Raw genomic sequence first — 18,382 nt, forward strand, 5'->3', positions numbered from 1 at the left:
GAAGTGTCCTGTTAATAAGAAGTATTGCCGGACTCTTTTTTTTTCAATGAACAAAAGCCCCAAGCCGGATAATTCTATTTAAAAGCAGGTTGAAAAACACGGAGCCAATGCATGGAAAGATATTTATAAACTCACCGCAAAAGAAGTACTTGAGAAAAGCAGATATGAAGCATATATTTCGTCGTTATGATGAACAGGGTTGTATAAAACAAAAAGAGCGGTAAAAAGACCGCCCTCAAGATTTATCTAACAAAATTTTTTTAAATATAAACACATCCGCATCCGGTTTCCCAGTCTTGGCACAGATGCATAGGTTCCGTACAGCCTCCTCCGGGGTGACCTCCTCCCGCAACTCTATAACAGATACCATCATTGCAATAATAAGATCCTATGGTACGTGGGCAATTACCGTCAGCATCACAAATGCCATAAGCGATATCGCCTCCGCTGATGAATTCAAGTTGTTTTCTCGTTAATTTCTTTAAATTTTTCATAGCAGTTAATATTTTTAATTTGTTGATTACTAATATAAGAAATTTTAATACACGTAGAAGTGATTTAAATGATATTATTTTAAATTTTAAGATTAAATCATTCAGTGATTTAAAAATTTAATAGAAGAGAAGCTTTTGATTCATTACAATAATAAAACTGCGGGGAAGAAATATTTCTTTCCCGCAGTTAAGGCAGTATATAAAGAACCAGTTATTGATTCATCATGCTGAAGGCACCTTCGGAACCTGCAAAGAAGTTGCTGTACAGAACTTCAGTATTTCCGACACGGATTTCATAAGCGTTGTCAATCAGGCCCTGTACCAAACTGTCCGCCACCTCTGAAGCCGGAATGCCGTTTTCCCTGCCTCCGATTTCTGCAGATAAATCCGTATTGACAAGTGGTGGCATTAGTTCAAAAACTTTAACCGATGTATCTTTAGCCAGTTCATGTCTCAGCAATTGTGTATAAGAGTGAAGGGCTGCTTTAGAATCAGAGTAGGTCGGAACATGAGAACCTGGTGCAAATGCTACAATAGAAGAAACATTCACAACAGCTGCGTTTTCCTGCTGTTTTAATAAAGGAAGTAATTTTTCTGTCAGACGAATCGGAGCAAAATAATTGGTTTCAAATTCTTCTGATGCTTTAGTGTAGGTATCTGATGCGTCAGAAAGCGTGTAAGCATAAGCATGTCCTGCATTATTGATCAGAATATTAAGACCACCGAAATCGATCTTAATTTCCTCTACCAATCGTTCTACATCTTTCTCATTGGTGATGTCCGCCTGAATAGTAAAGACATTGTCAAGACCTTCTGATGCGGCATCAAGTTTTTCTTTGTTTCTTCCGGCAATAATAATTTTGTTGGATGCATTCAGTGATTTTGCAATTTCCAATCCGATTCCTGATCCTCCGCCAGTAATTAAAATTGTGTTGTTAGTAATGTTCATGATTTTTTGGTATTAAATTAGTAGATATTTTTAAATTGTACTATTTGGTACAAAATTGGTTAAAAAATTTTAGTCCAGTATTTTAAGATTGATTTCAATAATGCCTTTCAGTATTTCCGGTGAGCTTTCCATCCTTTTGGTCACATGAATGCCGTTCCAAAAATTACTCAGGTGCCAGCCGATGAGTTCCGGATCTTCTGTGCTGGTGATTAGTCCGTTTTCCTGTGCATTTCTTACCGTCTCTGCGAACAGAACCTGCAGTTTTTTCAGCATCTGAGCGGTGATCTTTTTTATTTCATCATCCTTTTCAGAAAGCTGTACTAATGCATTTCCCAGATAACAGCCGGGCTCTTTGTCACATTCAGCAGTGTTGGCGATATTCAGAAAAAAACGTTTGAGGAATTGGATTTTATTTTCAGATGCAGCAAGGCTTTCCGAAATTTTTTGATAAAAATGGTCTGAAAACTGGCTGATGGAGCGCATATAAAGTTCTTTCTTTCCTCCTTTGAAGGTGAGATAAAAACTGCCTTTTCCGATGCCCATTGCATGTAGCAGTTCCTCGGCAGAAGCTGTATCATAGCCTTTGTCTCTGAAAACTTCAGTTGCTTTTTCTACAACTTCATGCTCGTCAAATATTTTAGGTCTTCCTGCCATTGGGATTATTTTCTGGGACAAAGGTATGTAATTGTACCGTTCGGTACAAAATAAAAAATTCAATATGTTTTATAGTTTCTGTCGATTACAAAACCAGAGGATTGAATAAAAGTGCATCATCCTACAGATCTAAAGTCATAAAAACAGCAGTTTCCTCCGGATTGTCATACAGTCTTGTGTTCAGTCCTGTAATGCTGAATCCCATCCGTCTGTAAAACTGGATCGCCGGATAATTGGTGTTCTGTGTTTCAAGTTCAATGATTCTGCAGTTTAAATGTCTCGCTTCACGAACAGCATTTTTGATCAGCTGAGCTCCGGCTCCGCTTCTTCTGAATTTTTCACTGATCAGAATATTTTCGATGTAAAAGCTGTTATTCCACGTTCGGTGTTCACAAATGATCCAGCCTATGAGCTCTCCATCTTCAAAAACGCCGAAAGAATATCCTTTTTCAATGATTTCATTTAGCTCTTCAATGTCGTTGGAATCGGTTTCCCAGACTTTGGAGTAGGGCATAAATTTTTCTTTGAGTACAAATTCAAAAGAACCACCATATTCAACAAAAGAAACAGACAGGATTTTATCCGTAGTGTATCCATTAAGTCCCCAATTGATTGTAGGATTTTCGGTCAGTTTTTCTAATTTTTTGCTCTCCATGGAAATGTGGAATGTGATTGATTGTTACTGGATTTCTGTGCAGATTTCTACTAAATAATGATCCGGATCTTTGATATACGCTACCTTTTGCCCCCAGGGTTTTACGGCCACTTCTTCATAGAGAACAGCTCCGTTTTCAATTGCTTTTTCTACCAGTTTCTCCACATCATCAGTAGTAAATCCCAGTTCAATTCCGAAAGGTTTTTCTTCCGATTTAGAAGATAAAAATCCCTTTTTTATATTGGAACCGGCCAGACTTATAGATGCAAAAGAAAGGCTGGTTTCTCCGGTAAGCAGTTCTCCGTAGTCTTTTTCAGGCGTGATGAATTTAATGGGGGTATCAAATGTTTGATGGTAAAAATTCATTGACTTTTCAACATCTTCAACGTATAAAATGATGTATTTGAATTTGATCATATGAATCAGTTTTTTGTACATACTTGGTTAAAAAGTTGTGTTCCTTCGGTTTGTTCGAACTCTTTTAATTTTTTTAAGGCAGTGCAAGCTGTAACCACATCTTTTTTGTCAAGGCTGATGGAAACCGTATTATACAGTGCATCTACATTGGTATTATCGAGGTCAAATGCTTTGTTAAATAGTTCAATGGCTTTATCTAATTTCTTATCGTTTAGAGCGTTAATTCCTTTGTTGTATGTTTCACTAGATAATGTTTTATCTTTTATTGTGACAGGGATTTTACCAGAATCCTTATGCTCATTTTTAAAAAAAGCAAATTTCATCGTTGCCTGTGGATACTCAGTCTTGTGTTTAAAAGAATAGGGGATAATTACCTGATCAAAGTTTTTAAAAGCTGTAATGGTCCATTGATGGTAACTTTTTTCAATAGTTGATTTTAAAAACTCCATACCTTTTACATTCTTCTTAGATTCAGGAGTGTTTTCATATTGTAAATCAACCTTTTGTTTTTTTGGATAAATAATAATATTTCCTTTTACAGTAAGATTACTATTGTACATATAGTCTTCCGGTATCTCAAAGAAAATATTCTTTTTAAGGGAAGGGGTAAAATATGGGCTGGCCACTGCGATACTGTCATTCTTTAATGTACTAAGATATTCGTTCTGAAGTTTTGAAATTCGAACGAACCATATTTTCTCTATTTTATCGTTACTGGTGATTCCATCAGCTCTATCAATAACAGTTAATGTATCACTAGTTAACTTATCAATTTCATAGAAGGTTTTTGGTGAAGTTCTGATGCTTTTATTTTCTAACTTAATATCAAAGCATTTTTTTCGATCTTCAAATATCGGATCTGGATATTCGCAAAGTTGGTGATCAGAAAGTTTCCAGATTAAAAATCGATCAGATCTTTCTGAAAGATTTCGGCTTCCGTCCAGCATACTGGATTTTACCAGTGCCCAATCATCAACTACTTGCTGCTTATTGATTTGTGAACTTGTTTTAATGAGAAAGAAAATAAGAAAAAAGGAAATATACCTGCGCATAAATTAAGCTATTAATTAGAGCTGTAAAAGTAAGTAAATTTCTAATGTAATAAATCTGGTATTTCTGAAACACTTGCTGGTCTAGACTCTTTCAGATATAAAGGCATTTTTCTATAGGAGGTCACCCGAACTAATAAAAATTGAAAGCTTACAGGTTTGATTAAATTTAAATAAAATTTCACACTCCAAAACGTACAAAACCCTTAAATTTGTGGTCAACAAAAATTTACTAGATGCTTAGGAAAATTTCAATTGCGGGAGCGGCTTTATTGTCCGTAATTACAATCAATGCTCAGAAGAACAAAAATTCTCAATTAGAAAGACCCAAATTAGTCGTAGGATTAGTTGTAGATCAGATGAGGTGGGATTATCTGTACCGTTTTTACGATAAATACGGAAATGATGGTTTTAAAAGACTCCTGAATACAGGATATTCTTTAAATAATGTCCACATTCCCTACGTACCTACCATTACAGCTTTGGGACATACCTGCATCTATACAGGTTCTGTACCTGCGATCCACGGGATTGCCGGAAACGACTGGACAGATAAAGAAACCGGGAAAAATGTTTACTGTACGGCAGACGACAGCGTTCAGCCGGTAGGAACAACCAATGCGAAAATCGGAAGTCATTCTCCAAAAAACCTTTGGTCTACCACTGTAACCGACGAATTGAGACTGGCTACCAACTTTCAAGGAAAAGTGATCGGAGTTTCGCTGAAAGACCGTGCTTCCATTCTTCCTGCGGGCCATACGCCGAACGGAGCCTTCTGGTTTGATGACAGTACCGGAAATTTCATTACAAGTTCTTGGTATATGAATGACCTGCCTCAGTGGGTGAAGTCGTTCAATGGACAGAATCTGCCTGAAAAATTAGTAGCGAACGGCTGGAATACTTTACTTCCGATTAATCAATATACAGAAAGCTCACCTGACAATTCTTCATGGGAAGGACTACTGGGAAGTGCAAAAACACCTGTTTTCCCTTACAGCAATTTGGCTCAGGATTATCAGACTAAAAAAGATAACATCCGTTATACACCTTTCGGAAATACGCTGACGCTGAAACTGGCTGAAGCTTCTGTAGATGGAGAAAAATTAGGAGGTGATAATATTACTGACTTCCTGGCAATCAACCTGGCTTCTACAGATTATGCAGGTCATAAATTCGGACCGAATTCTATTGAAGTGGAAGATGTTTATCTGAGACTTGATCAGGATCTGGCTCAGTTTTTCAGCTACCTGGATTCGAAAGTAGGAAAAGGGGAGTACACGGTTTTCCTTTCTGCTGACCATGGTGGAGCGCATTCCGTAGGATTCCTTAAAGAACACAAGATCACAACAGGATTTTTCGGGGAAGGAATGGAAAAAGATATCAATCAGAAGCTGAAAGATAAATTCGGAGTGGATAAACTGATCAATGCAGTAGATAATTATCAGATTTATTTCGACAGAAAGCTGATGCAGGACAACAAAATTGAACTGGATGACCTGAGAGATTTTACAATCAGAGAATTACAGAAGGATCCAACGGTTTTATATGCAGTATCTGTAGACGAAGTTCAGGAAGCTACTATTCCGGAACCGATTAAGCAAAGAATCATCAACGGAATCAACAGACAGAGAAGTGGCGATATCCAGCTGATCTCTCACGATTCCATGCTTCCTCCATACTCTAAAACAGGAACGACACACAGTGTATGGAATTCGTATGACTCACACATTCCATTAATCTTTATGGGATGGGGAATCCAGAAAGGAGAAAGCAATAAAGCGTATAACATGACTGATATTGCCCCTACCGTTTCATCATTACTGAAAATTCAGTTCCCGAGTGGAAATGTAGGAAACCCGATTACGGAGGTTATTGGAAGATAATTAAAACCTTATAATATTAAAGAACATTCCTTTCGGGGAATGTTTTTTTTTGATGTATAGGTTTGCTTATAAAAATTAAATCTGAGTTTTGATGAATACGCTGAAGCCTTTGCTTTAATATTAAATTTTTACCTTTATTTAATTCTATTTTTAGGGATATATTATTATATTTGAAAAAACTAATTAAATATGTAGTCATGAAAAAATTATCAAGAGAAAATCTAAAAATGATCAAGGGTAATGGAGATTTAGCATGTTCAGTTGACCTTAGATGTCCACCAAAGCATGTCTGCTGCAATAGAGTTTGCCTGAAAACAACCGAAATAGTCCATTTACCTATTTGTGAAGAAATATAATGACAGCTGACTTGGTATCTGATTTACTTTGCTATTTCAGTTCCCAGGCGGAAATGTAAGTAATGAAATATCGGGGGATATTTTTTTCCATATCATAAAGTCAAAGGGATGCAGTTTTTGCATCTCTTTTTTTTTGTATTGATTTCAATCAATCATTTCAACTTATTTAAAATAACAAAAATATTATTTGGAAGGGTTGCTCTTATATTGATGGTATCCTGGTTTCCTGAGCCAAATGTGATCCTGAGAGCCATTCCGTTGGCACCCGCGCCATTGACCATAATAATGTAATTTCCTGCAGATAAATTAAGAGTAGAACGGGGCACAAGATACAAATTACCGGTTGTGATAAAAGTGGTAAAGCTGTTAATATAAGATGATCCATTATTACGGCTGTATAAGCTCATGAATTTTTTGCTTATACTGAAGATTTCGTTTCCTGATCCTGAAAATCAGATAGAGAAGCAGAATAATGAGAAGACCTCCAATACCTGCAATGACGCCCGTAAAATAATAATACCGGGTTTTCATTTCCGTACTTTTCTTCAGCGTTTCCTTATTGTGTTCATTGATGGCATGATTGATAGAACTCAATTCATTCTGCTCCCTCTGAAAACGCATCTCAAAATATTTCCTGCTGTAATTTTGATACAGACCGGACTTTCCCATCGCCAGATAATTGTCGGACATTTCTTTGTAAATTCCTTCATTGAGGATTAGGTCACCGGTATTTTTACTGAGATCTTCAGCTTTGACAAGCAGCTGCAGAGCTGTTTCATTTTCCTTTTTCTGTTTGTACATTTCAGCCATTCCTTTGAGTGCAAATGCTTCCAGGCTTTTGGCTTTGTTTTTCCGGGCATATTCTGCAGATTGGATAAATGCCTGATCAGCCTTTTCAAGCTGGTTGAGATTAAGGTAACAATAGCCGATATTATAGTAGACCACACTCATATTGGAATAAGTCGTCTGTTTATGTTTTATTTTTTCAAAATTCTGAATGGAGATCAGAAATTTTTCAAGGGCAATTTCGGGATTCGACTGGCTTTTATAAATCATTCCCCGGATAGCATAGCTTCTTGCCGTTTCAATATGTTTTTCAGGAAGATCATCCGGAAGTTTAGCTAGAAATTGATCTGCTTCGTTCAGTGTTTCAAGGCTTTTGCTGAAAAGTTCCATCTGCTGGTACTGGATAGCAGCTGAGATCAGGACGCTGGTACGAACCTTCAGATCATTCGTTTTTTCCGCGGTTTCTTTTGCTTTTAAAAGATACTGAAGCGACTGGTCGAAATCTCTTTTTGCAATACTAGCGGTGGAAAGAAGCTGATAAATACCGATTTGCTTATGAATATCCTTTTCCTTTGTGATGAGGTTTTTCCCGATCCTGATGGCATTATCTGGATTGTCATAGATCTCAAGGCGTGCTTTCTTCATCAGAGAATCGAAAGAAGTTTTCTGCCCGGAAACGAAGAGGCAGAAGTTCATAACAACAAGGGTAATAATTTTTAATAAGAATTTCATGATGTTCTGCTTTTACTGATTTCCTGGATATAAGCATTGGGAGACATTCCCGTCACCGATTTAAAGACTGTCGTAAACGCGCTGTGGGACGAGAATCCTGAATATTCCGCGAGATAACTGACCTTATAATTTAGATAAACAGGATCGGTTCTCAGGAGACGTGCAATATGATTAATCCTTAATTCATTAATATAAGCGTTGAAATTTTTTCCTTTACTGCTGTTGATCACTTCAGAAAGATATTTTGTATTCACGCCCATCTGTGAAGACAATGCGGAAAGCGTCATACTTTTGTCCAGATACCGTTGCTGTTTTTCCCATTCTTCCAGTTTATGGAGGATTTCATTTTCCTTTTCCTTTGAAATTTTATTGGGATCTTTTTCGGTTGCAGACTCTTCTTTGGAAAGACTCTTAGAGGTGATCTGCTCCATATTTTTCTGTTTTTCAAAAAAATCCGACTGTTTTTTAAGATCCTTATGGCTGCTTTTCAGAATTAAAAACCAGATAAGAAGACCCATAATCACGATAAGGAAACCACCGGAGATCAGACTTATATTTTTCAGCTGTTTCTGTTTCTGGAATTCCAGATTGTTATTCTGGTTGGTTTCTACGAGTTTGACGATATAACGAATGCCTTCTTTGGTACTGGAATCCAGTTTCGTCCTGAGTTCAGTGTAAAGTTTGTTGTATTGATGGTATTTTTCGTCGTGATGAAGAGCAAAATAATTTTTGGATAAAGATTCGTAAATCTTTGCTTTCAGGCTGTTGTAAGGAAGGTTTTCTATTTTGGACAGTCCTTTCTCAAGCATTTCCACAGCGGTATGATAGTTTTCCTTTAAAAAATAATAACGGGAGAGGTTTTCATAAGCCAATGCCTGGATAAAATAGTAATCCGTGTTCTTTTCAGCTAAAATAATTGTGGATTCCAAAAGATATTTAGCTTCCTCCAGCTTATTCTGTCTCATTAAAAAAGATGCCCTGAACACTTTATTCTCCATTTCAAGGATTCTGTTTTCCTGGTTGTTGAAACCGAGATACTGATCACTTTTGCTGAGGTTTTCGAGTGCAACAGTATAGTTTCTGTTAATCCCGAAATTAAGCGCCTGAAGCTGGTAAAGCTTGGCTGTGATAACATTCATCCGCGGATTTTCCCCTTTCAGTAATTTATTATCAACTAAAAGATCCGAAATAATCCTTTGCGACTGGCTGTAAAGATCCAGATTCTGGTACTGGTCGGCGAGATTGTAATCACCGGCTGCCTGCAGGAAATAGGAGAGGTTTTCTTTTTCCCTTGAATCTTTTTGGCTGTAAATATTGACAGATTGGATATAGTCTCCCTTCATAGCATAGGCCTGCGAGATGATATTCTGCAGTACAATCCTGTGCTCAGGATTCTGGTCGCTGATCAGAAGACTCTGTGAGTAATTGATGCACTCATCCGGATTCTGATATAATTTATGAAAAGCTTTGTCCGCCAAAATACTGAAGTCGGGACCGGATTGTCCTTTAGCCCAAACTGAACAGAGAATGATCAATAAAATTTGAACGGTTTGAATCCAAATAGTAGGGCAAAAAATAGATTTTTTTTCGATTTTTCTTACAGCTTCCTGATGATCTGTCCTCAAAGTAGATTTTTGTTATAGGGTTGTATTTTAACGATTTATATTTTTTATTCTTTTAAATTTCACGAATTATGTAAGCCAAACTCTTTTGAAAGGGCAAATATAATATTAATATTGTTTCTGCCAATTCAAAATATTAAACTTAAATAATTATGAAAAAGATTTACAAAATTTCAATGAAAGCTGTATATGCTTGCTTTCTGTTTGGGTTTTCATCGGCTCATGCCCAGCTGACTGTCATGGCGGTTGGAAATTATACCGTAGGCGGTATTTCTGATGGCGGAATTGTAAGCATGCACACCAGTGCCGGGCAGATTTTTAAATGGGATGAGATGAATGGTCTGGTGCAGATCGGTTCAGTTTCCAACGGATATCCTGCTGCAGGAAGAACACTGATCACCGGAGATGGTAATAAAATAGCGTCGTCTACCACCAATTCCGGAACGGGATTTAATGAGATATCCACTTATGACACAGCTTCAACTTCCTGGAGCAATCACGGAGGTCTGGTTCCTACAGGCTGGGATGGCCATGTAAGTTCTACCTGGGGAATGACTTCAGACGGAAATACCATCGTAGGACTGGGATGGATAACCGCTGGAAGCGCACATGCCGTAAAATGGAATGCTGCCACCGGGGTGACAGATCTTGGAAGTACCGTACCAAACAGAAGTTCAAGAGCGAATGCCATCAATTCCGACGGATCCGTAATTGTCGGATGGCAGGATCAGGATAACGGGACCAGAAGCGGGGCCAAATGGGTCAATGGAGTAGAAAGTTTTATCACAGACAGTAACGGCGAATATGTAGGCGAAGCAGGAGATGTTTCTGCAGACGGAACGACAATCATAGGATCTGCTATGCCCAATCCATACGTGTGGAACAGCGTAAGCGGCCTTACATATATTACTCATCCAAATTCCTCAGCCTTCTTCAGAGGAGGAGCCACCGGAATCTCTGCCGACGGTAAAAAAGTAGTCGGATTTTTCAGACCTTTCGCAGCACCTCCAATGTCCGGAGAAGGCTTTATATGGACTGCTGCAGGCGGTCGGGTAAACCTGAATGATTATGCAGTCAATATGGGAATCAATATCCAGGGCGTGAATATGTCACTTCCTCTCGCCATTTCAGGAGACGGAAAAAGAATTGCAGGCATAGGAACCAATGCATCCAATCAGATCGTTGCATTTTATCTCGATCTTTCGAAAGTACAGCTTTCTACGGATGAAAGCACAAAACATAACAGCAACATAGCCATTTATCCAAATCCTGTAAAAGATGTTCTTTATTTCAAAGGAATCTCAAAGATTGAGAAAGTGGAAATATACAATATGGTCGGCCAAAAAGTAAGAACAGACAATGCTGTGGAAAGCAGAATAGATGTTTCTTCCTTGTTAAAAGGAAATTATATTCTGCAGATTTTCGTGAAAGGGGAGACTTCACAAAGTTTTAAATTGATCAAACAGTAAAGTAAAAATTAGACGTACTTAAAAAGGCTTGACCAAAAAGAACTCGCAGGAATTTCCTGCGGGTTTTGTGTATGATTTCAGATGCCAGATTTCAGACATGAGACATGAGACACGAGACTTTTAGACTAAGGTTGAGATTTAGGGAAATGTGAATGGTGAATTTTGCTTTGCAAGTGAATGGTGAATGATAGATTCAAGAAACAAGAAACAAGAAACAAGAAACAAGAAACAAGAACAAAGATGCTAGATGTCAGACATCAGATATCAGACAATAATCTTATTAACTTAATCACTACGAACTAGTGACCAGCAACTGACAACCAGTTTGAAACTCTAAAACCCTCAAACACACTTACTCTCAAACCCGACTCTCAAACTCAAACTTAGTTGATATAAGAAGCATTGAAAGACATGGAGATAGGTCTACAGGGCATGTTAACACCGGAGGTTGTTCCGTTATTGACTGCTCTGATCATTCTTACATCCAACGTGTGATTTCCTTCCGTAAGAAATTTTACTGTATTGATGGTAAATTGGGTATTGGTTCCGGCTGAAGATTCCTGGGTACGGAGATAGCAGTCTGTCGCAACACCGTCAATATAGAGCCTGGCTTCATAAGTCGCCTGTCCACTTCCGGCAGGGCTGCCCAGATAATCGATTCCAAGCATGAAATTAATGAATAAGGCTTTACCACCTGCAGGAATGGTAACAGATTGAGGCGTTCCCGTCACTACAGTTGCTGTAAGGTCATTGACATTATAATCGGCACCGGTAGTACTGTTAACGGTAGCGGTGCTGATATTTGCCGCAGTAGGATTGGCTACGGTAATAATATTTCCTGTGGCATCCACACCTATAGACTGTCCTGTTCCGATGGGCGATGCAGAAGTCAGGTTGGTGAATTTTATCCCCGAAACATTAGCGGTACCTGAAGCTATTTCAAGTTTTGTATTGGGAGTGGCAGTACCTACTCCGACATTTCCGTTACTCAGGATGGTGATTTTTTCTGTTCCGTTGGCTTTTAAAGCAAGGGATCCTGCATTATTAGTCCCTAAGCTGAATCGGGTTGAGCTTCCGTACGAATTAATCTGTGTCTCACTGGCATCGTCTGTATACATATCAAGGTTAGCTGTTCCGCCTCTTAAGGTTACCGCTCCTCTTTCAGTGGCGGTTGTGGCAACTGCTCCCAAACCTCCGCTCGTGACAAGTCCCACGAGGGTAGCTTCGTTTAAAAAAAGCAAAGGATTTCCATTGGTGGTTATGGTTCGTTGTTCTGCCAATGCTCCGTCTGAATTATAAATATTCACAGGTGCTCCTGCTTTTGTCCAGGCTGTTCCATTAAAATAATAATAGCCAGTAGCATCTATATTGGCGGCAGTTCCAGCTAATGTTCCCGTAGCGATACTGTTTACATAAATCAATGTTGAAATGGGAACCAAATCCATGCTTTGTGCCCGTTGTCGGTCTACTCTTGGAACTAGTAATCCGTCAACATTAGTAGTGGTGCCGGTTGGATTCTTTGCTGTGATATCCAATGTTGACAATGGGGTATCATTGTTAAATCCCGTTTGTGCGATGGCATGTGAAATGGCTGCTAATAAAAATATAATGGAAAGTTGAAATCTTGTCATGAAGTAAGTTTAAGATAATGATTAATTTTTACGATGCTTACAAGGCTGTATCTTATTGAGCTTCATCTTAATTTAAATAGGAAGCATTAAATGACATCGACATCGGGGTACAGATCATATTCGCTCCGGACGTCGTACCATTATTGAATGTTCTCTGCATTCTCACATCAATCGTATGGTTTCCTGCATCAAGAAACTTAATCGTACTGATGGTGAAAGACGCATTGGTACTTATCCCCACTTCCTGAGTACGCATGTAGCAGTCTGTAGCCACTCCGTCTATGTATAATCTTGCTTCGTAATAAGCGGTTCCGCTACCAGCCGGGGTATTGACGTAATCTACCCCCAGCATGAAATTGATAAATAAAGCTTTTCCACCCGTCGGGACAGTTATGGTTTGCGATGTTCCGGATACAATAGTCTCAGCAAGGTCGTTAACATTAAAATCTGAAGCCGCCGTACTGTTGACCGAAGAAGTACTTACATTCGTAGGGCTGGGATTGGCAACGGTTACTACATTTCCAGTGGCATCCACGCCCAGCGCCTGGCCTGTGCTTATGGGGGAGGAAGAAGTAAGATTGGTCAGTCTTAATCCGGATGTATTGGTGGTTCCTGATGCCAGTTCAAATGCTGCGGAAGGAGCTGTCGTTCCGATGCCCATAGTTCCGTTGCTGAGAAGAGTCAGTTGATCTGTGCCGTTTGTTTTAAGGGCAAGAGGCGTTGCATTATTAGTTCCGATACTTAATTTTGTGGAATTTCCCGAACTGCTTATTTGTGCTTCGCTGGCTTCGTCTACATGGGTATCCACCAGACTGGTGCCGGAGGATAAAATCAGAGTGCCTCTTGTTGAGCCGGTAGCGGAAAATTTCCCTTCTGTTGAAGTAGTGATGATTCCTACATTGCTGGTTCCGTTTACAAAATTAATGGTATTTCCATTGGTTGTTACACTTCTCATTCCACTTAATGGGCCGTCTGAGGTGTATATATTGTTCATAGGATTTAATTTGATCCATGAAGTTCCGTTATAATAGTAGTATCCCGTTGTATCTATATTGGCAGCAGTACCCGCTTGAGTTCCTGTAGCAATGTTGTCCAAATAAATCATGGTGGCAACCGGAACGCTGTTCATGCTTTGCGCTCTTTGTCTGTCTACTCTCGGTATCAAAATCCCATCTGCATGGGTGGATGTTCCTGTAGCGTTTTTAGCTGTAATGTCTAATGTGGTGAGGGGAGTATTGTTATTGATGCCTATTTGTGAAAAGAGGATTGAAGAACTGAAAATAGAGAGTATGATAGAAAATTGTATGCTGTTCATGTAGGGGATTTTTAAGATGATCATTCATTTTTTACAGTAAGAAACTGTATTGTTGGTGCTGATATTATTTAAATTAATTCAAATAAGTAGCATTAAATGACAGGGAAATCGGGACACAAAGCATATTAGCCCCAGAGGCCACCCCGTTATTAAAGGTTCTTGTCATTCTTACATCTATTGTATGATTTCCGGCTGCAAGAAATTTCACCGTATTAAAGCTGAACTGGGCACTGAATCCGCCCGGACCATATTCCTGAGTACGCATATAGCAGTCCGTAGCAACTCCGTCTATGTACAATCTTGCTTCATAATAGGATGAGCCACTTCCTGCAGGATTGCTTCCATAATCAATCCCCAGCATAAAATTGATGAATAAAGCCTTTCCACCTGTAGGAATGGTGATAGGCTGCGAGGTTCCCGGTACCATCGTGACTGTTGTATCATTCACGTTGAAACTGGCTCCTGTGGTACTGTTGACCGATGCGGTTGTGACGCTGGCAGCAGTAGGATTGGCCACTGTTATAACATTTCCAAAATCATCTACTCCTAAGGTTTGCCCTGTACTGATGGGAGATGCAGCATTGAGATTCGTCAATCTTGTACCTGAAACATTGGCTGTACCCGAAGATATTTCCAGTGGGGTATTGGGTGCTGTTGTTCCTATCCCTACATTTCCATTGCTTAAAACGGTAAGTCTTTCGATGCTGTTTGTTTTTAAGCCTAAAGGAGTGGCGTTGGTGGAACCTATACTGAGTTTGGTCGAATTTCCGGAAGAATTGAACTGGGCGATACCCGTAGTTTCTACATAAAAATCAATATTTGAAGAGCCTCCTACAAGGTTGAGAAATCCTCTTGAAGAGCCATTGGCAGAGAGTGCTGCTTCGGTAGCAGTGGTGGTTATTTTCACATTGTTACCGCCATTGACCAGACTTAAAAGATGGCCGTTGGTTGTGACGGTTCGAGGGCCGGTTAAAGTTCCGTCAGCATTATACATGTTCAGCGAAGTGATGAGCTTTGTCCAGACAGTTCCGTTAAAATAGTAAAATCCTACAGCATCAATATTAGCGGCTGTACCCGCCAGTGTTCCTGTAGCAATGCTGTTTATATAAATCAGAGTGGATACGGGAACAGCAGACATGCTTTGCGCCCTTTGTCTATCTACCCTGGGTATCAACAATCCATCCGTATGGCCGGAAGTTCCTGTAGGATTCTTCGCACTGATGTCCAGTGTAGAAGCGGGAGATGGATTGTTTATACCTACTTGCGCATTGATGAAAGCAAAATTCACCAATAAGAATATCATAGAAAATTGTACTCTTTTCATAGTTTGATTTTACAAGGAGATTAATGGTTGCCGGGCTGCAAATATTGATCTTTTATTTTGAAAACACACTAAAAAAGAGGATAATATTCAGTTAAACTATTTCAGTTGAGACTAGGGTTATATTTCTTCTTCCTTCCCGTCCTGATCGTCATTCTCATCATCTTCGTATTGCTCCAGATAATACGTGAAACTGAAATCTTCCATTTCATCCTCCGCATCTTCCAGAGTGGTCAGCAGATCTTCAAAGATTTCCAGCTGGTCTACCGTCATATTGACGAATTCTAGGTCAAGTGGCATTTCCAGTTCACCGGTAATAACGTCAGACAGCGCATCCAGGTTATCCCCGAAATATTCAGGAAGAGTTACCTTTTCCTTTAATTGAGCATAAAAATCTTCATAGTCGCCTATGTTTGTAAAATCGATATATATTGTCTTCATATTCTTTTTTTTTTTTTTAATTTAATATTGGTCATTGCGAGGAGCGCAGCGACGAAGCAATCTCAAAAAACATCCATAATATTTTCAATGTCATCCGTTAGATCCCTCCATTCAGGGTTTAACGAATTGATGAGATCCAGCTTTTTCTGTCTTGAGCCTGCCTTGATCTGCTTTTCCCGAAAAATAGCATCTCCGATTTCCTGGAAAGATTCCCAGTACACCAGAATATGTAACTTGTATCTTGACGTGAAACTTTGTTCGTAATAGGTGTCTTTATGCTGTTGGACGCGTTTGGGCAGGTCTGAAGTAACTCCTGTGTAAAGAGTTGTATGGTTCTTGTTGGTCATAATGTAAACAAAGCCTGGTTTCATATGTTGTATGTTTATTTATGATTAAAGATTGCTTCGTCGCTTCGCTCCTCGCAATGACGTGTTTAACTACTGCTTTTCAAAACTCTTATAATGGTTTTTAGTCAGATAAACATCGCCGTTTTTGGTAAAAATAATGCGGTCTGCATTCCGGTTTCCACAGCTGTAGTTTACATCTGCTTCAAAGTATTTTTCACCTTGCGGAAGTCTTTTCTCACGGTTGCTGAAATAATCACCACCAATAGCTTTTCCCGGCAGTACATCACAGAGATTACCTTTTGAAGGATTCCAGCCGAGCTTTTTTGCCTCATTTTTAGTGATATAATAATCCGGAAGCATGTGGTTCTGTTTTACATAATTAATGACTGTTTTTTCCTTCGTCAGTTGGTCAATGGACTGTGACGAAGAATTTCCGCTGGTACTTTGAGAATCATTAGAAATGTTTCCGTTGGTGGAAGCTTCTGTTTTTGTGATCTCTGTATTTCCCTTTTTGTCTGCAATAAAATTATTGTAGATATACATCACAGACATCCCGAAAAGAAGTCCCAGACAAATAAAAAATACCGATCTTATTTTACCGTTCATATCAACTTATAGCTTATCATTAATAATTTACAACTCAGCATTAGCTTTCTCTCCATTCCTCAGGAATATCACAAACCGGGATAGGATTGATTTTATGTTGAGCTGCTTTGTGCATTCTGTCGAAAATTAAAAAGACTTCTTTGTCTCGGCCTTCATAATCATCGGCAGTTTTGGTTCCGTATTCCTTCTGAATTTTTTCCAGTTCAGGATAGGTAGCTCCGATTTGTTGCTCATCCGTTCTGTCCACATCCCAAAGTCCGTCCGTAGGAATCGCTTCCTGAATATTTTTAACCAGATTTAAGGATCTTGCAAGGGTATACACCTCAGTCTTATAAAGGTCTGCAATAGGAGAGACATCTACACCGCCATCACCGTATTTTGTATAAAACCCGATTCCGAAATCCTCTACTTTATTTCCTGTTCCACATACCAGAAGACCGTTGATCTGTCCGTAATAATACAGAGTAAGCATTCTCAGACGCGATCTGGTATTGGCAAAAGCCAGCTTCTCATTAGGATACAGATCATCTTTTACATCAAATGCTTTATAAAGTTCTTCAAAAGCCGGAGTAAGGTTTACAGACATGGCTTCCACATTAGGAAACTTAGATTTCAGATCATTCATATGCTCCCAGGCACGGTCGATCTGATCCGGTTTCTGGCGTATTGGCATTTCAATCAGAAGGGTTTTTAGGCCTGTCATGGCGGCAAGAGTAGAAACCACACCGGAATCTACACCTCCGGAAACTCCGATGACATATCCGTTTACTTTAGCTTTTACAGCATAATCTTTTAACCACTGTACAATATGATCTGTTACTTTTTGAGTCTGCATTGTTTATTTTTTAGTGTGTTTACATTTATTGTTTTTCAACATGAAAATATTCTTCTTAATTCGTTATGTTGAAAGAATTCTTAACGTTATTTTTTTAAAACATTAAGGCATTTAGAATCCTAACTTTAAAGATTGATTAAGTATATCTCCGATATTTTAAGCGGCCGCTTTATTTTGCCATCAGCAAATTCTTAAATAATCTTTCCCTGTTACATTAGAAGCACCTTAACTTCTTAATGTTCATAAAAAGTATTCAAAATATAATTTAAAAAGTTCTTTCACCTATTATTCTATTCCAAATTCTTCAGGGTATTTTACTACCCCTTTTACATTTTTTAATCCGTCTTTCGTCAGCTCAACAGCCATACCATTCACCTCAGGAATTTCAAACGGAAAAGAAATCCCAAAATTACTGGTTTTTTCGTAACCAAACTTAGGATAATAATTTTCGTGCCCGATCAGAATGGCGGAGCTGTAGCCCAGTTCTTTAGCAATGGAATGTCCGCGAAGGATAAGCTGTCCTCCAATTCCCTGATTCTGAAAATCAGGACGTACGGAAACAGGTGCGAGAGCCAGTGAGTCAAATGTTTCGTCACCATTCACAATTTTAAGTTTTGTGAATAAAATATGACCTGCGATTTCACCATCTTCAGTTTCAGCAACCAGAGAAAGTTCAGGAATGAAAGCAGCAGATTTTCTTAATTTCTCCACAAGAAAATGTTCTTGATGGTCACTCTGCTCCATATTTCTGAAAGCTTCTTCCGTAAGCTCGAATACTTTTTTATGGTCTTTTTCCTCTTCCGGTCTTATCGTCAGCATA

Annotated in this window: 19 protein-coding genes; 2 read left to right on the top strand and 17 right to left on the bottom strand. The window is 38.9% G+C overall.

What is annotated here, in order from left to right; genetic code table 11:
• Positions 1 to 260: 260 nt before the first annotated feature.
• From N0B48_RS06295 to N0B48_RS06320, 6 genes are all read right to left on the bottom strand, one after another.
• Positions 261 to 494 carry a bacteriocin-like protein gene (locus N0B48_RS06295; RefSeq protein ID WP_259837601.1) on the bottom strand — a complete coding sequence of 78 codons (234 nt, stop codon included), beginning with the start codon at positions 492 to 494 and terminating at the stop codon, positions 261 to 263.
• A 211-nt stretch (positions 495 to 705) separates the two neighbouring features.
• Positions 706 to 1,443 (bottom strand): SDR family oxidoreductase, encoded by a 738-nt coding sequence (locus N0B48_RS06300; RefSeq protein WP_259837603.1) that lies wholly within the window; start codon positions 1,441 to 1,443, stop codon positions 706 to 708.
• Between the two features lie 69 nt (positions 1,444 to 1,512).
• Entirely contained in the window at positions 1,513 to 2,097 is a 585-nt protein-coding gene (locus N0B48_RS06305; RefSeq protein ID WP_259837604.1) for a TetR/AcrR family transcriptional regulator, read from the bottom strand.
• Positions 2,098 to 2,218: 121 nt separating this feature from the next.
• Positions 2,219 to 2,752 (bottom strand): GNAT family N-acetyltransferase, encoded by a 534-nt coding sequence (locus N0B48_RS06310; RefSeq protein WP_259837606.1) that lies wholly within the window; start codon positions 2,750 to 2,752, stop codon positions 2,219 to 2,221.
• Positions 2,753 to 2,776: 24 nt separating this feature from the next.
• Positions 2,777 to 3,169, bottom strand: a complete 393-nt coding sequence (locus tag N0B48_RS06315) for a VOC family protein (RefSeq protein ID WP_259837608.1) — start codon at positions 3,167 to 3,169, stop codon at positions 2,777 to 2,779.
• Between the two features lie 5 nt (positions 3,170 to 3,174).
• Positions 3,175 to 4,221: a tetratricopeptide repeat protein gene (locus N0B48_RS06320; RefSeq protein ID WP_259837610.1), complete on the bottom strand. Its 1,047-nt coding sequence runs from the start codon at positions 4,219 to 4,221 to the stop codon at positions 3,175 to 3,177.
• Between the two features lie 233 nt (positions 4,222 to 4,454).
• Between N0B48_RS06320 and pafA the strand changes: the two genes are divergently transcribed.
• Complete coding sequence (pafA, locus tag N0B48_RS06325; protein WP_259837612.1) at positions 4,455 to 6,101, top strand: alkaline phosphatase PafA; 1,647 nt, start codon at positions 4,455 to 4,457, stop codon at positions 6,099 to 6,101.
• A gap of 508 nt (positions 6,102 to 6,609) precedes the next feature.
• On the opposite strand, the gene N0B48_RS06330 is transcribed toward pafA, so the two are convergent.
• Genes N0B48_RS06330 through N0B48_RS06340 form a run of 3 tightly spaced genes read right to left on the bottom strand, consistent with a single transcriptional unit; the run spans position 6,610 to position 9,510 of the window.
• On the bottom strand, positions 6,610 to 6,864 hold the full coding sequence (locus tag N0B48_RS06330) for a hypothetical protein (protein WP_259837613.1): 255 nt from the start codon (positions 6,862 to 6,864) through the stop codon (positions 6,610 to 6,612).
• Positions 6,845 to 7,975, bottom strand: a complete 1,131-nt coding sequence (locus N0B48_RS06335; RefSeq protein ID WP_259837614.1) for a tetratricopeptide repeat protein — start codon at positions 7,973 to 7,975, stop codon at positions 6,845 to 6,847. Before N0B48_RS06335 ends, N0B48_RS06330 begins: the two co-directional genes overlap by 20 nt.
• Positions 7,972 to 9,510 carry an AraC family transcriptional regulator gene (locus N0B48_RS06340; RefSeq protein ID WP_259837615.1) on the bottom strand — a complete coding sequence of 513 codons (1,539 nt, stop codon included), beginning with the start codon at positions 9,508 to 9,510 and terminating at the stop codon, positions 7,972 to 7,974. Before N0B48_RS06340 ends, N0B48_RS06335 begins: the two co-directional genes overlap by 4 nt.
• 239 nt (positions 9,511 to 9,749) lie before the next feature.
• Here N0B48_RS06340 and N0B48_RS06345 point away from each other — a divergent pair, with 239 nt between their 5' ends.
• A complete protein-coding gene (locus N0B48_RS06345; protein WP_259837617.1) occupies positions 9,750 to 11,066 on the top strand; it encodes a T9SS type A sorting domain-containing protein in 1,317 nt (438 codons plus the stop codon).
• A gap of 383 nt (positions 11,067 to 11,449) precedes the next feature.
• Here the strand turns inward: N0B48_RS06345 and N0B48_RS06350 are convergent, their stop codons facing one another.
• From N0B48_RS06350 to N0B48_RS06385, 8 genes are all read right to left on the bottom strand, one after another.
• Entirely contained in the window at positions 11,450 to 12,697 is a 1,248-nt protein-coding gene (locus N0B48_RS06350; protein ID WP_259837619.1) for a phage tail-like protein, read from the bottom strand.
• 67 nt (positions 12,698 to 12,764) lie between these two features.
• A complete protein-coding gene (locus tag N0B48_RS06355) occupies positions 12,765 to 14,012 on the bottom strand; it encodes a phage tail-like protein (protein WP_259837621.1) in 1,248 nt (415 codons plus the stop codon).
• Positions 14,013 to 14,085: 73 nt separating this feature from the next.
• Positions 14,086 to 15,336, bottom strand: a complete 1,251-nt coding sequence (locus N0B48_RS06360) for a phage tail-like protein (protein ID WP_259837623.1) — start codon at positions 15,334 to 15,336, stop codon at positions 14,086 to 14,088.
• A gap of 117 nt (positions 15,337 to 15,453) precedes the next feature.
• A complete protein-coding gene (locus N0B48_RS06365; RefSeq protein WP_259837625.1) occupies positions 15,454 to 15,774 on the bottom strand; it encodes a barstar family protein in 321 nt (106 codons plus the stop codon).
• Between the two features lie 62 nt (positions 15,775 to 15,836).
• Positions 15,837 to 16,145: a GIY-YIG nuclease family protein gene (locus N0B48_RS06370; RefSeq protein WP_259837626.1), complete on the bottom strand. Its 309-nt coding sequence runs from the start codon at positions 16,143 to 16,145 to the stop codon at positions 15,837 to 15,839.
• A gap of 66 nt (positions 16,146 to 16,211) precedes the next feature.
• Positions 16,212 to 16,727, bottom strand: coding sequence for a ribonuclease domain-containing protein (locus tag N0B48_RS06375; protein ID WP_259837628.1), 516 nt, complete (start codon positions 16,725 to 16,727; stop codon positions 16,212 to 16,214).
• A 40-nt stretch (positions 16,728 to 16,767) separates the two neighbouring features.
• A complete protein-coding gene (gene nadE, locus N0B48_RS06380) occupies positions 16,768 to 17,562 on the bottom strand; it encodes an NAD(+) synthase (protein ID WP_259837630.1) in 795 nt (264 codons plus the stop codon).
• 285 nt (positions 17,563 to 17,847) lie between these two features.
• Positions 17,848 to 18,381: a GNAT family N-acetyltransferase gene (locus N0B48_RS06385; protein ID WP_259837632.1), complete on the bottom strand. Its 534-nt coding sequence runs from the start codon at positions 18,379 to 18,381 to the stop codon at positions 17,848 to 17,850.
• Position 18,382 lies beyond the last annotated feature (1 nt).

Source organism: Chryseobacterium herbae (genome assembly GCF_025154075.1).
Classification (GTDB): domain Bacteria; phylum Bacteroidota; class Bacteroidia; order Flavobacteriales; family Weeksellaceae; genus Chryseobacterium; species Chryseobacterium herbae.